The sequence below is a fragment of the Actinomadura sp. KC216 genome (assembly GCF_004348535.1).
Taxonomy (GTDB): Bacteria; Actinomycetota; Actinomycetes; order Streptosporangiales; family Streptosporangiaceae; genus Spirillospora.
Window position 1 is genome coordinate 1 of sequence record NZ_SMJX01000229.1, and the last position, 13,796, is coordinate 13,796.

Annotated in this window: 14 protein-coding genes; 8 read left to right on the top strand and 6 right to left on the bottom strand. The window is 69.6% G+C overall.

The annotated features are described in order from the left end of the window. Positions 1-729 precede the first annotated feature (729 nt). A complete protein-coding gene (locus E1264_RS30450) occupies positions 730-1,347 on the bottom strand; it encodes a pentapeptide repeat-containing protein (protein WP_132178898.1) in 618 nt (205 codons plus the stop codon). Positions 1,348-1,378: 31 nt separating this feature from the next. Then, positions 1,379-2,164 carry an oxidoreductase gene (locus E1264_RS30455; protein WP_132178899.1) on the bottom strand — a complete coding sequence of 262 codons (786 nt, stop codon included), beginning with the start codon at positions 2,162-2,164 and terminating at the stop codon, positions 1,379-1,381. Positions 2,165-2,390: 226 nt separating this feature from the next. Here E1264_RS30455 and acs point away from each other — a divergent pair, with 226 nt between their 5' ends. From acs to E1264_RS30480, 5 genes are all read left to right on the top strand, one after another. Next, positions 2,391-4,358, top strand: a complete 1,968-nt coding sequence (acs, locus tag E1264_RS30460) for an acetate--CoA ligase (protein ID WP_132178900.1) — start codon at positions 2,391-2,393, stop codon at positions 4,356-4,358. Positions 4,359-4,615: 257 nt separating this feature from the next. Then, complete coding sequence (nhaA, locus tag E1264_RS30465) at positions 4,616-5,854, top strand: Na+/H+ antiporter NhaA (RefSeq protein ID WP_132178909.1); 1,239 nt, start codon at positions 4,616-4,618, stop codon at positions 5,852-5,854. Between the two features lie 15 nt (positions 5,855-5,869). After that, on the top strand, positions 5,870-6,301 hold the full coding sequence (locus E1264_RS30470) for a phage holin family protein (RefSeq protein WP_132178901.1): 432 nt from the start codon (positions 5,870-5,872) through the stop codon (positions 6,299-6,301). 9 nt (positions 6,302-6,310) lie between these two features. After that, complete coding sequence (locus tag E1264_RS30475) at positions 6,311-7,234, top strand: alpha/beta hydrolase (protein ID WP_132178902.1); 924 nt, start codon at positions 6,311-6,313, stop codon at positions 7,232-7,234. A 176-nt stretch (positions 7,235-7,410) separates the two neighbouring features. Continuing rightward, positions 7,411-7,767: a DUF309 domain-containing protein gene (locus E1264_RS30480; RefSeq protein WP_243711257.1), complete on the top strand. Its 357-nt coding sequence runs from the start codon at positions 7,411-7,413 to the stop codon at positions 7,765-7,767. A gap of 6 nt (positions 7,768-7,773) precedes the next feature. Here the strand turns inward: E1264_RS30480 and E1264_RS30485 are convergent, their stop codons facing one another. The 3 genes from E1264_RS30485 to nth form a co-directional block, all read right to left on the bottom strand. Continuing rightward, positions 7,774-8,970, bottom strand: coding sequence for a MarP family serine protease (locus E1264_RS30485; RefSeq protein WP_243711255.1), 1,197 nt, complete (start codon positions 8,968-8,970; stop codon positions 7,774-7,776). A gap of 146 nt (positions 8,971-9,116) precedes the next feature. Further along, a complete protein-coding gene (locus E1264_RS30490; RefSeq protein ID WP_132178910.1) occupies positions 9,117-9,731 on the bottom strand; it encodes a CoA pyrophosphatase in 615 nt (204 codons plus the stop codon). Between the two features lie 127 nt (positions 9,732-9,858). Further along, entirely contained in the window at positions 9,859-10,623 is a 765-nt protein-coding gene (gene nth / locus E1264_RS30495; RefSeq protein WP_132178905.1) for an endonuclease III, read from the bottom strand. Between the two features lie 109 nt (positions 10,624-10,732). Between nth and E1264_RS30500 the strand changes: the two genes are divergently transcribed. Continuing rightward, a complete protein-coding gene (locus tag E1264_RS30500; protein WP_132178906.1) occupies positions 10,733-11,656 on the top strand; it encodes an SDR family NAD(P)-dependent oxidoreductase in 924 nt (307 codons plus the stop codon). Further along, positions 11,656-12,198 carry a carboxymuconolactone decarboxylase family protein gene (locus E1264_RS30505; RefSeq protein ID WP_132178907.1) on the top strand — a complete coding sequence of 181 codons (543 nt, stop codon included), beginning with the start codon at positions 11,656-11,658 and terminating at the stop codon, positions 12,196-12,198. Before E1264_RS30500 ends, E1264_RS30505 begins: the two co-directional genes overlap by 1 nt. A gap of 7 nt (positions 12,199-12,205) precedes the next feature. Here the strand turns inward: E1264_RS30505 and E1264_RS30510 are convergent, their stop codons facing one another. Beyond that, entirely contained in the window at positions 12,206-12,727 is a 522-nt protein-coding gene (locus E1264_RS30510; protein WP_279491618.1) for a TetR/AcrR family transcriptional regulator, read from the bottom strand. A gap of 337 nt (positions 12,728-13,064) precedes the next feature. On the opposite strand from E1264_RS30510, the gene E1264_RS30515 reads away from it, so the two are divergent. Continuing rightward, positions 13,065-13,751: a Crp/Fnr family transcriptional regulator gene (locus E1264_RS30515; RefSeq protein ID WP_132178908.1), complete on the top strand. Its 687-nt coding sequence runs from the start codon at positions 13,065-13,067 to the stop codon at positions 13,749-13,751. Positions 13,752-13,796: the final 45 nt, after the last annotated feature.

Sequence of the window (13,796 nt, forward strand, 5' to 3'; positions counted from 1 at the left end):
GCTCCGGGGGGGTAGAGCCGGCCCGCTTTCCCAAGAAAGTCTCGGGGGAGTTCGGGCTAAGCCGTCGCAAGTTCGCTCTATAGGAGAGGCAAACTCACTGACTCCAGTCTAGGCAGATACAACATATGCTGCCCGATCGTTGAGAGTTCCGTCGAGGCGCAAACTCGTCCGACAGGTGACGATTTTTCTCACTTGCTTGGGGCGATCCGCTCGACGTGTGGTGGCGCGGTGCCGCAAGGCGCCGTCCCCCATCGACAGGGCACCCCGATCCCCCTGCACAAGGAGTGCATCGGGACGGGAGTGGGAGCGTACAGGAGAACTAAAGATCTTTCCTCCCGCCCCGCCGGATCGACCGTTCACAATGAAAATGATCACGGTGAGTGATCAATTCTGGAGAGGTCCGGAACCAGGGCCGGTTTCCGGTTAGTCCGGAATAGGGCACTCCATACCGAGTTGACCTCACCCGGCACCCGCGTCCCCGCCGGCACGGCGGTGCGGGATTTCCCGACAGGGGCTTGTCAACTGGGCAAATGAGGCGTACACAGGTCCTACGGACCACGTGTCCGCGCACGGCAGCCGGGCACCCACGCGCGATCAGCCGCGGGAGGCGCGTCGAGACGGGCTTGACCCGATCCGACGGATATGAGGTGCACGCTTGGTAACCCGGTGTGACGTGCTTAGCGGCGGCGCCCCCTTGAGGGGCGCCGTTCGCTTTGCGAGTAAGCGGCGTTAGTCGCGGACGTCCAGCCCGAGTGCAGTTGCCAGGACGACCGCCTGAAACGGATCGATCACCGCGCGCCGAAGTTCGACGGTGAAGGGATCTATCGCCGAGATGTCGCTTCCGCGTAGATCGGCGCCGGAAAAGTCCGCCTTGTGGAGCGCCGAACCCGACAAGTCGACGTCACGAAACTCAGCTCCCGCACAGCGCGCACCAGTGAGATCGGCCTCACGCATGCGCACCTCGGTGAACGACGCACGGCGCAGGTCGCCTCCGGGCAGACCCGTGAATGACCAGTCACCGCCCTTAACCTTCAACAGGTCATAGGTACAGCCGTCGAACATGCTGCCAACGAGCTTGCAACCCGTGAAGGTGGCGTCGAAGAATCCACAGCGAACGAACGTGCAGTTCACGAACGCGGCGTCGGTGTGGGCGGAGGCGTTGAAGCGCGTACCCCGGAACGTGCAGTCGGTGAACACGGCGCCGGTGCCGGTGGCCTCGGTCATGTCGAGGTCCACGAACAGGACGTTCTCATGGTTCTCGCCGGTCAGGTCCCGGGAGTCCCAGTCCGCTGACGAGATGGTGGTGTCGGTGGGAGCCGCAGGACGTCCATACATGCGTTCGGCCATGGGCCCAGCATGGACCAGACCACCGACGGCGTCAGCCGCGCATGAACGCTTCGCAGATTGCCTGCGAATCCCTGGCCGCGGCGACCACGGCTGCGGAGCAGTGCCCGATCCACTGGGCGACGCCCTCCGAGGTGCCGGACGAGTAGGCCCGGAGCGCTTCGGCGTAGTCGTCAGCGAGTTCCAGGTGCCCCACCTCTGGGGCGACCAGTGATTTGGGGTCCAGGCCGCGGGCCACGAGGGTGAGTCGTTGCGCGGCGCGGGCAACGATCCCGTCTCCCCAGCCGAACGGGCGCAGGATCAGCAGCTCGCCGTGCACGATGGCCGCGACCACCAAGGCCGGCGCTTTCGTCGGTTCGGTCAGCAGGCTGCTGAGCGCGTCCAGGCGGAGGGCCACCTCGGACGGCGAAGGGGCGGCATCGAGGCCAAGGACGACTGGTCCGTCCGCTGAGCGCGGGCGGCCTAGGTTTGCGCTTTCGACTGCGTCTGCTGCGGCGAGTACGTGGAGACGGGCCAGGGCCTGCCTCGGGGCCTTCCGCCATGTTTCGGTGAGTGTCCCCAGTTCGGCCGACACGCGGAGAGACCCCTGGACGACGGGGTCCGACGGGTTCTCAGTGGTGCGGAGCTCGTCCAAGGTGACGGTGGCCCCATCGAGGACGGCCGAGGCCCTGGCTCCACGCAACGCGGACTCAGTGGACACCTCAGCGCTGCGCCGCCGCAGGATGCGGTGGCCCAGCAGCCGGTCCACAGCGGAACGCGCGTCGTCGACGGCACCCGCGATCCCGGGCAGATTCGCTACATCAGCAAGCGCATCGGTCACGGGCCGACCCTATGCGCCGACCAGCGACGCTCTAGCCTGACCCCAGGGCACCCGGCGATTCCCTCACGGCAGACTGGGAAGGGCTGTCGTGTTGGGTATCACACGGCACCATCGGAACCGCAAGCGTCCTCCACGATCCAGGGACGTGGCCTTGTGGGACCGAGGACCTTCCTGGTGAAGTGGGGATACCGGGCGACCCCCGCTTCAGCTAGCAAGGAGTTTCGCGTTGAGCCAGAGCCAAGAGACACTGTCGAACCTGCTGCAGGAGACGCGCCGCTTCTCCCCGCCCGCGGAGCTCGCCGCGTCGGCCAACGTCAAGGCCGAGGCGTACGAGCAGGCGGCCGAGGACCGCCTGGGGTTCTGGGCGGAGCAGGCGGATCGGCTGTCCTGGACGAAGCGTTGGGACGAGGTCCTCGACTGGAGTAACCCCCCGTTCGCGAAGTGGTTCGTCGGCGGCGAGCTGAACGTCGCCTACAACTGCGTCGACCGTCACGTGGAGGCGGGGCGCGGGGACACGGTCGCGTACCACTGGGAGGGTGAGCCCGGCGACAGCCGTACGCTCACCTACGCCGACCTCCAGCGCGAGGTGAACCGGGCCGCCAACGCCCTTCTGGAACTGGGCGTGCGCAAGGGCGATCGGGTCGCGATCTACCTGCCGATGATTCCCGAGCTGCCGATCTCGATGCTGGCGTGCGCGCGCATCGGCGCGACGCATTCGGTCGTGTTCGGCGGGTTCTCGGCGGAGGCGCTCCGGACCCGCATCGACGACGCGCAGGCCAAGCTGGTCATCACGGCGGACGGCGGGTTCCGCCGTGGCAAGCCGTCGGACCTGAAGGGCATCGTCGACGAGGCCGTCGCGCAGACGCCGACGATCGAGAACGTGCTCGTCGTGCGCCGCACCGGGGAGCCCGTGGCCGAGAACGAGCGCGACGTGTGGTGGCATGACGTCGTCGAACGGCAGAGTGACCAGCACACGGCCGAGCCCATGGACTCGGAGCACCCGCTGTACATTCTGTACACGTCAGGGACGACGGGTAAGCCGAAGGGCATCCTGCACACCACCGGCGGCTACCTGACCCAGTGCGCGTACACGCATTACGCGGTGTTCGACCTGAAGCCGGACACGGACGTCTACTGGTGCTCGGCCGACATCGGCTGGGTGACCGGGCACTCGTACATCGTGTACGGGCCGCTCGCCAACGGCGCGACCAGCGTCATCTACGAGGGCACCCCCGACACCCCCAACAAGGGCCGCTGGTGGGACGTCATCCAGAAGTACAAGGTGAGCATCTTCTACACCGCGCCTACGGCGATCCGCACGTTCATGAAGTGGGGCGACGACATCCCTGCGCAGTACGACCTGTCGTCCCTGCGCGTGCTGGGGTCGGTGGGGGAGCCGATCAACCCGGAGGCGTACGTCTGGTACCGCAAGCACATCGGCGGCGACAAGACCCCGGTCGTCGACACGTGGTGGCAGACGGAGACCGGCGCCATCATGATCAGCCCGCTGCCGGGCGTCACGGCCGGGAAGCCGGGCGCGGCGATGCGCCCGCTGCCGGGCATCGCCGCGGACGTGGTGGACGACCAGGGCCGGTCCGTGCCGAACGGCGGCGGCGGGTTCATGGTGGTCAAGGAGCCGTGGCCGAGCATGCTCCGGACGATCTGGGGCGACGACGAGCGCTACGTCAAGACGTACTGGTCGCGTTTCGAGGGCCTGTACTTCGCCGGTGACGGCGCGAAGAAGGACACGGACGGCGACATGTGGCTGCTCGGCCGCGTGGACGACGTCATGCTCGTGTCCGGCCACAACATCTCCACGACGGAGGTGGAGTCGGCGCTGGTGTCGCACCCGAAGGTCGCCGAGTCGGCGGTCGTCGGCGCGACGGACCCGGTCACCGGGCAGGCCATCGTCGCGTTCGTCATCCCGCGCGGGGACGCGGGCGGGGACGTGGAGGGCGAGGAGTTCCTGCGGGAGCTGCGCGACCACGTGTCCAAGACGCTCGGCCCGATCGCCAAGCCCCGCCAGATCATGATCGTGCCGGAGCTGCCGAAGACCCGCTCCGGCAAGATCATGCGGCGGCTGCTGCGGGACGTCGCCGAGAACCGCAGCATCGGCGACGTGACCACGCTCGCCGACAGCACGGTGATGGATCTCATCTCGGAGAAGCTTCCGAGCGCCAAATCCGAGGACTGACCCCTCCAGCGAAGCGGTTCCTCTGCGAGGACGGCCCGCGCCCGGTGCACATCGCTACCGGACGCGGGCCGCCGCATGACCGCCCTTGACCTGCCCCAACGACTGCCCTTAGGACGGCGGCGGTGTCTTCTGGGTCGTGGTGATGCAGGTAAGGTCGTTTGTGGTGCGCCGGGAAGTCTGGTCGGCAACGTCACGATCCGTTGCGCATGGCGGGTCGTGTCCGGACCAGATGTTCGCCACCTTCCCGGGAGTTCTCCATGGCGCGCCCGCCTGTTCGCCGTCGTGTCGCTGCGACGTGGCCGTTCCGGCCCACCGTCCGCTACGGGACGCAGGTCGCGGCCGCTTTGCGGACGGAGACGATCGGCGGCGTGGTCATGCTGCTCGCCGCAATCGCCGCGCTTGTGTGGGCCAACACGCCGTGGGCGAGCGCCTACGAGGATCTGCAGACGTTCGAGATCAGCCCTGACTGGCTGCGCATCGGGCACATGGACGTTGAGCATTGGGCGTCCAGCGGCCTGCTCGCGGTGTTCTTCTTCTGCGCCGGGCTAGAGCTGCGTGAGGAACTGGCCCACGGAGAGCTGCGCAATCCGAGGGACGCGGCCCTGCCGGTGGTCGCCGCGGTGGCCGGTGTGGCGGTTCCGGCGCTGATCTTTCTGGCGGTGAGCGCGGGCGAACGGGGCGCGTCGAGCGGATGGGCCGTTCCGACGGCGACGGACATCGCCTTCGCGCTCGCCGTCCTCGCCGTGACGTTCACCTCATGCCCGGCGCCACTGCGCGCCTTCCTGCTGACCCTGGCCGTGGTGGACGACCTCATCGCCATCACCATCATCGCGTTGTTCTACACCAAGGAGCTGCACTGGACGCCACTCGGCCTCGGAGTGCTCCTGATAGCCGCCTATGGGTTGCTGCAGAGCAAGAACGTCCGGTCGCCGTGGATGTACGTGCCGCTGGCCGTCCTCGCCTGGTACTGCCTACTGCGAAGTGGTGTGCACGCCACCGTCGCCGGTGTCGCCCTGGGAATGCTCACGAGCCCGAAGGTGACACCGGACGGAGGCCCGACGAACGCGGAACGCGCCGACCACGCGCTGCGTCCATTCTCGGCTGGTGTGTGCGTGCCGGTTTTCGCGTTCGTGTCAGCGGGCGTGGGGCTCGGCGCGTCTCAACTTGGTGCGGTGTTCACCGACCGTGTGGCCCTCGGTGTGATCGCCGGGCTGGTGATCGGTAAGTTCGTGGGCGTCTTCGGCGGCGCGTGGGCGGCCGTCCGGCTCGGCTGGGCGAACCTCAGCGAGGATCTGCACTGGCATGAGATCGCTGGGGTCGCTTTGCTCGCCGGGGTCGGTTTCACCGTTTCGCTGCTGATCGGCGGTTTGGCCTATACCGACCCGTCACAATTCGAGAGAGTGACGACTGCGGTCCTGATCGCGAGCGTTCTCGCCTCGGCGGCCGCGGCCGTCGTCTTCCGGAGAAGGGTGCGTGTGCGCGCGCGCCCGGACTGAAGGAGAAATTTCTATATGTCCGAGCCACTACCGGGCGATCGCGTCGAGGACAAGTCGCTCGGCGACCTGGCCACGCTGGCGTTGAGCGAGATGTCGGACATCATCAGGCTGGAGATGGAGCTCGCCAGGGTCGAGCTCAAGGCCGACGCCAAGAAGGCGGCCGTCAGCAGTGTGATGTTCACCATCGCAGCCGTGATGGGCGGAATCGTCGTGATCCTGCTGTCGATCTCGTTCGCGTACGGGCTGATCGGGCTGGGACTCTGGCGCTGGGCGGCGTTCCTCATCGTCGCGGCCGTGTACGTGGTGCTCGCGGTCGGCTTGATGCTCGTCGCCAAGCGGCTCATCAAGAAGATCGAAGGCGCCAAGCGCACCCGGAAGTCGTTGAAGAGCGACCTGTCGAAGCTGCGCCGCCGCGGCGATTCCGACACGCCAGAACTGACGGGCTGACCGATCGCGATGTCCGGGCACGACGCGTCCCTGGTCGAGGTCGACGGGCCATGGACCCACCGGCAGGTCAGCGCCGGCGGGACGCGCTTCCACGTCACCGAGGCCGGTGACGGGCCGCTCGTCCTGCTTCTGCACGGCTTCCCCGAGTTCTGGTGGTCCTGGCACAACCAGCTGGTGTCGCTGCCGGCGGCGGGCTACCGTGCCGCAGCGGTCGACCTGCGCGGCTACGGCGGGAGCGACAAGCCACCGCGCGGCTACGACCTGGTGACGCTCGCCGGGGACGCCGCAGGGCTCGTCCGGGCGCTCGGTGAGGCCAACGCGGTCGTCGTGGGGCACGACTGGGGCGGGCTCCTGGCCTGGACGATGGGCGTCTACCACCCGAAGGTCGTCCAGCGGCTGGCGGTGGTGAGCGCCCCGCATCCGCTGCGGCTGCGCCAGGCCGTCGCGGGTGACCCGCGCGGGCAGGGCTGGGCGACGCGCCACACGTTCGGCTTCCAGTTGCCGCTGTGGCCTGAGCGCCGCCTAGTGCGGGACGATGCGGCACTGGTCGGAAAGCTACTGCACGACTGGTCGGGCCCAGGCTGGCCGGACGAACGCACTGAGCGGCTCGTCCGCAGAGCAGTGCAGATCCCTGGGGCGGCGCACAGCGCGCTGGAGTATCACCGCTGGCTCATCCGTTCGCAGGCCCGCCCGGACGGTATCCGCTACGCGCACCGAATGCGCGCACCCATCCACGTGCCGACGCTCCAACTGCACGGTGCTCTCGACACGTGCACTCTCCCTGGAAGCGCCCAGGGTTCCGGCCGCTATGTGAGGGCCCCCTACCGCTGGAAGCTCATCGACGGCGCCGGTCATTTCCCGCATGAGGAACGTCCCGACGCGTTCGACGCGCAGCTTCTCGGCTGGCTCGCCGACCCCGAGCCGGAACTCTGAACCTCCGCGACCTCCGCGACCTCCGCGCAACGGCGGCCGGCTCGCGGGCGTAGCGTGGAGGGATGCGGGATCGGGACGAGTCCGGACGGCCGCGCAACGCACGACCGCGCGACGCCTTCGGACGGCCACTGCCCCACGGCACATCCGGCATACCCACGATGCCGGACGACCTCGACATGCCTCCTGCACAAGCCTTGGTCGAAGCGCAACGCCTCCTGGACGCAGACCGTCCGTTCCATGCGCACGAGGTACTGGAGGCGGTGTGGAAGGCCGCTCCGGAACCCGAACGGGAGTTGTGGAGAGGTCTCGCACAGGTCGCCGTAGGGATCACTCATCTCCGCCGCGGAAACGCACGCGGTGCTGATGCGCTGCTAAGCCGCGCGGCTGAACGACTCGTCCCGTATGAGGGGGCGCCCCCGCACGGGATCGACGTCCAGGGGATCGTTCAGCGCGCGCGCCATCTGGCCGGCCATCCCCAGGAAGGCCCCATAACCGTCCGCCTCACGAAGCCGACGGAGGCGACACAGGCCTAAGTCGAGTCAGTCGGAGCACCTCTGCGTCGACACCGGTGTGGTCGCGTTCGCGCTGGCGCGCACGTCCGGGGCGACCTCTTCCGCGGTCAGCGCGTAGCCGGTGGACGGCGAGTCCAGCGCCGCGGCGAAGATGACGCCGTAGACGCGGCCGTCCGTGGACAGCAGCGGGCCGCCCGAGTTGCCGGGCTCGACCTTGCCGCGGATGGCGTAGATCTCGCGGGTGACCTGGCCGGAGTGGTAGATGTCCGGGCCGCGCGCCGTCTGGCGGGCGCGGATCCGGGCGGCGCCCGGCGTGAACGGCTGGTTCTTCGGGAACCCCGCGATGATCGCGCTGTCCCGGACGCGGGCCTCTCCGGCGAACTTCAGCGGCGGCGCGTCCAGCCCCGGCACGTACAGGACGGCGACGTCGCGCTTCGGGTCGTACAGGACGACCCGGCCGCGGGCGGTCTCGCCGTTCACGGTGGCCACCGCGGACGACCCGCGCGCGCCCGCGACGACGTGCGCGTTCGTCATGATGTGCTTCGGCGCGAACACGAACCCGGTGCCCTCGATCCGCCGCTGGCACTGCGGCGCCGTGCTGACGATCTTCACGATGCTGGCGCGGGCGGCGCGCAGCCCCTTGGTGTTCAGCACCGACTCGTCCGGCGGCGGCACCTGCACCACCGACTCGCCGCCGAGCCCGTTGAAGACCTGCGGGAACTCGCTGCTCTTCACGAAGCCCTGGAAGGAGGTGAACCAGGTCTGCGCCTGCGGCGGCATCACGTCGTCGATGCCGTTGATGATGGAGGAGCCCTTGACCTGCGTCCGGACGGGCTGGAACTCGGAGTTGGCGACCAGCGTCCCGAAGAACCAGGCGACGATCAGGAGCGACAGGGCGCTGACGAAGGTGCCGCCGACCGCGTCCACCGTGCGGGCGTTCAGGCCGGTCACCCGGTTGCGCAGGACGGCGCCGAGCGAGGACGCGACCAGCTGTCCCATGGTGGCGGCCAGGAACGCGATCACGATGGCGAGGAGGGCCTGCTGCGCCGCACCGTCCACCGCGGCCTCGGCGATCGGCGGCGCGATCAGCACTCCGGCGACGCCGCCGCCGACGAAGCCGACGAAGCTCAGCAGGCTCACGATGAAGCCCTGCCGATAGCCCGAGACCCCGAACAGCACGACGAGCACGAGCAGGATGGCGTCGAGAACGTGGTCGTGCAGCACCGCTTCACCGTATAGTGCCGCACCGCTGCATAACGTCCCCTCCATGTACCAGATTGGGGTGTGCGGGGTAGCCGTTAGGTGTGACGTTCGCCGGCCTTCGTCGCCAGCCGGAATGACGGCAACCGCCTGACCTGCGGAGGCGGGGTTCAGTCGCGGGCGGCGAGGTTCAGGTCTTCCGGCGGAAGGTCCTCGACGCGGTCCGCGTTCCATGGGCGGTCCCAGCCGCCCGCGTCCAGGACGCGGGTGAGCAGTGCCGCCGTGAACCCCCACACGAGCATCTCGCGGACGCGGAACGCGGGTCCCAGCTTGACCCCGGACGGGTGCCGGATCATCAGCCGGTTCGCCGGGTCGACCAGCTCCGCGATCGGGACGCGCGCGACCGTCGCGACCTCGCCGGGATGGCCGGGCGCGATGTCGGACGGCTCCCGCCACCAGCCGGCGACGGGCGTGACCAGGTGCCTGCTGTGCGCCAGATACAGATCGGGCAGTGTGCAGAGGACGTCGACGCCGGACGGCTCGACGCCCGCCTCCTCCCACGCCTCGCGCAGGGCCGCCGCGACCGCGCCGTCGTCGTCCGGGCCGCTGCGGTCGCCGGGGTCGATGCGGCCGCCGGGGAAGGCGGGCTGCCCGGCGTGGCTGTTGAGCGTGGGCGCGCGCTCGGTGAGCAGCACGTCGGGGCCGTCCGGACCCTCACCGAAGAGGATCAGGACGGCGGCGGCGCGCGCCCCCGGCTCGGGCCGGAACATCGGCGGCACCGCCATCCGTGGCCCTTCGACGCGGAAGCGGTCGAGCCATGGAGGGCAGGTGGGGGCGATGTCGGTCACGTCCGTCCCAACTCCGGAACGCTCCTCTTCCTTCCCAGGACGCCGGTCACGGTCACCAGAAGGGTCACGAGAAGGGGCCGGGCTTCACGAGTTTGCGCGCGGTCTCCTCGTCGGTCGGTCCTTCGCCGAACGACGGGCAGAGGCGGGCGAGCGGGCATGCCCCGCAGGCCGGACGCCGGGCATGGCAGATACGGCGGCCGTGCCAGATGAGCCTGTGGGAGAGCATCGTCCAGTCCTTGCGCGGGATGAGCTCGCCGATCTCCTGTTCGACCTTCACCGGGTCGTCTTCGCTCGTCCAGGCGAAACGGCGGGCGAGGCGTCCAAAGTGGGTGTCGACGGTGATTCCCGGAACGTCGAACGCGTTTCCTAGGACGACGTTGGCCGTCTTACGCCCGACCCCAGGGAGGGTGACCAGGTCTTCAAGGTTGCCTGGGACCTCACCGTCGAACCTGTCCCGCAGTGCGGCGGACAGCCCCATCACCGACTTGGTCTTGGCGCGGAAGAAGCCGGTGGGCTTGAGGATCTGCTCGACGTCCTCGGGGTTCGCGGCGGCGAGGTCTTCCGGCGTGGGGTACTTGGCGAAGAGGCCGGGTGTGGTCAGGTTCACCCGCATGTCGGTGGTCTGCGCCGACAGGACGGTCGCGACGAGGAGCTGGAACGGCGTCCCGAAGTTCAGCTCGCAGTGCGCGTCCGGGTACGTCTCGGCCAGGATCCGGTTGATCCTGCGCGCCCGCCGCACGAGCCCGAGCCGCGTCTCGTTCTGCCATTTTCGGGCTCTCGGCTTCTTGGCCGCCTTCGCCCCGGCCCCCGCCTTCGCCTCCGTCGCCATACCGCCAGCCTAAAGCCTCGGCGCCCCTGCGCCCGGAGCTCCGCCGAAGACGAGACCGGCGCCCCGCCTTAAAAAGACGCCTTTGTTCATTTATGTTACGCTCGCCCGCATGATCCTCGACTCCGCCCGGTGGACCGCGACCCTCGCCGGGCGGCGCGTCCTGATCACGGGTGCCGCGCGCGGCATCGGCGCCGCGCTGGCCGTCCGGCTGCACGAGCGCGGCGCCCGGGTGGCGCTCGCCGGCCTGGAGCCCGACCGGCTCGCCTCCGTCGCGGCGGACTGCGGCTCCGCCTCCTGGTGGACGTGCGACGTCACCGACCGCGAAACGGTCGGCGAGGTCGTGGACGCCGCTGCGGGCGCGCTCGGCGGCGGCCTGGACGTCGTCGTCGCCAACGCCGGAGTCGCCGCGCAGATGCCGATCATCGGCGGGGATCCGTCCGTGCTGGAGCAGAGCCTTCGGGTGAACGTGCTGGGCGTCCACAACACGCTCCGCGCAGCCGGGCCCCACATCAGCCATGAACGCGGTTATGCGCTAGCTGTGGCGTCCCTGGCGGCGGCCGTCCATGCGCCTCTGCTGGGGGCCTATAGCGCGTCCAAGGCGGCCGTAGAGGCACTGGGCAACACGCTCAGGGTCGAACTACGGCCGTGGGGAGCCAGAGCGGGAGTCGCGTACTTCGCCGAACTCGACACCGACATGACGCGGCGTGGGTTCGACACCGAGGCGGCGCACGCCCTGGTGAATTCGGGACGCGCGAGCAGCCTCGCCTCAGCGGTCACGCCACTGCGCGTAGGGATCGACGCCCTGGAACGCGGAATCGCCCGCCGCTCCAAGCGAATCGTCGCGCCCTGGTGGGTCGGCGGGGTGCTGCCGGTCAGGATGGCCGCGCAACCCGTCGTCGACCGCGTCGTCCAGCGGACGCTGCGCGAAACCCTAGAGATCGCGCGCAAGGAGCACGTGGAACTGACCACACCCCAGCCAGCGCCTGCGACACCGCAGCCGGGGCCTGCCTCGTCCCAGACGGAGCCTCACTGATGGCGGAGCGGCTTCCGCCTCGCGTCGCGCCGGGCGGGATCCGGGACGTCGGCGCCGTGAACTGGCTCATCTGCCGGGTCGCGGGCCGGGCCACCGGCACGGGCCCGCCGAACCTGTTCCTGACCCTGGCCCGCCGCCGCGGCCTGTTCCGCGGCTGGCTGTGGTTCGCGGGACGGCTCATGCCCGGCGGCACCCTCCCGCGCCGCGAGACGGAACTGGTGATCCTCCGCGTCGCCCATCTGCGCGGCTGCCGCTACGAGTTCGACCACCATGTGCGCATCGGCCGCCGCGCGGGCGTCCGGGAACGGGACGTCCAGCGCCTCAAGGAAGGACCCGACGCGGCCGGCTGGAACCCGCGCGAGCGTGCGATCCTCGCCGCCACCGACCAGCTCCATGACCGGTGCGACCTGGACGACGAGACCTGGACGCGGCTCCGCACCCACATGTCCGAGGGACAGTGCGTCGAGCTGACCATGCTCGCCGCCCACTACGAGATGCTCGCCACAGTGATCGGCACGCTCCGCGTCCAGCCCGACCACTGAGGCCCCGCTACGCGTTCAGGGCCCCGGAGCGCAGCAGAAGGCGGACGTGCTCGAGGACCGGGGGCCCGACCGCGCGCAGGGCCGCCATGTCGCCCGCAGCCACCGCCGGCGTCACCATGGCACCGACCGCCGACACGACGATCTGGCAGGCGAACCGGGCCGTCTCGCCCGTCGCGCCCATCATGTCGGCGAGAGCCGCCGCCAGCTCGTGCTGTACCTCCGAACGCCGCCGGATGGCCTCCGGCCCGGCCGCGTACACCTCCACCAGGAACAAGCGCGCGTACTCCGGCTCCGACGCCAGCGCCTCCAGGTAAGCGGTGAACGCGCGCTCGAACCGTTCCGCCGGGTCGCCTCCGCCCTCCGACGCGGCACCTTCCAGGCGGCGGCGGAGCACTGCGATGGCCTGGTCGAACGCCGCCATGAAGCAGTCGAGCTTGGACGAGAACAGCCCGTAGAAGCTCTGCCGAGAGACTCTGGCCCGCTTCAGGACGTCCTCGACCGACGTCCCCACATACCCCTTCTCGGTCATCGCCGCCGCCATGGCCGCGCAAAGGCGGTCGCGATGCACCCGCTCCACTTCCGAGCGGGACAGCGCGTGCCGTCCCCGTGGGAGGCGGCGCGGCGAGGCCTGGGACACCCGATCAGATTAGGGCACGGACGCCACCCTTCCCGGGCGCCCGGTTCAGGGGGATGAGACCGGTGTGATGCCATTCACCCAATGGTCCGTACACTGGGCGAACGGGACCGCGGCGGCCCGAGGAGGACGGAAAGCCAGGTCCTCCGTTTCGGCGCGCCGTGACCCAGCCTTCACGTACGCGGTGGGACGTACGTCACACTAGGCATGTCGGTGTTGGAGGAGGAGAAGCGTGACGGATCGCGACGTGGACGTTCTGAGCAGAGCGCCGCTCTTCGAGGCCCTCGACGAGCAGGGCGCGAAGGCGCTGCGCGCCAACGTGACCGAGGTGCGCCTCGCACGCGGTCAGACGCTGTTCAGCGAGGGGGAGACCGGGGACCGGCTGTACGTCGTCCTCGAAGGCAAGATCAAGCTGACCAGGACGGCGCCGGACGGCCGGGAGAACCTGCTGAGCGTGCTCGGCCCGAGCGAGATGTTCGGCGAGCTGTCGCTGTTCGACCCGCGTCCGCGCACCGCGAGCGCCATCGCGGTGACCGAGTGCCGCCTGGCCGGGCTCGGCCACGACGACCTGCGGCCCTGGCTGACCGGACACCCCGAGGTGGCCGTCCAGCTCCTGCGCGCCCTGGCGCAGCGGCTGCGCAAGACCAACGACGTCATGGCCGACCTGGTGTTCACCGACGTGCCGGGCCGCGTCGCCAAGGCGCTGCTCGACCTGGCGGAACGGTTCGGCCAGCCGTCCGAGGCCGGGCTGCACGTGCACCACGACCTCACGCAGGAGGAGCTGGCGCAGCTCGTCGGCGCGTCCCGCGAGACGGTCAACAAGGCGCTCGCCGACTTCGCCCAGCGGAACTGGCTGCGCATCGAGGCCCGCGCCGTCGTGATCCTCGACATCGAACGCCTTCGCAAGCGCTCCAAGTGACCGCGCCGCCGGTGCGCTGAGCCCACGAACGGGGACGGGGAGGGC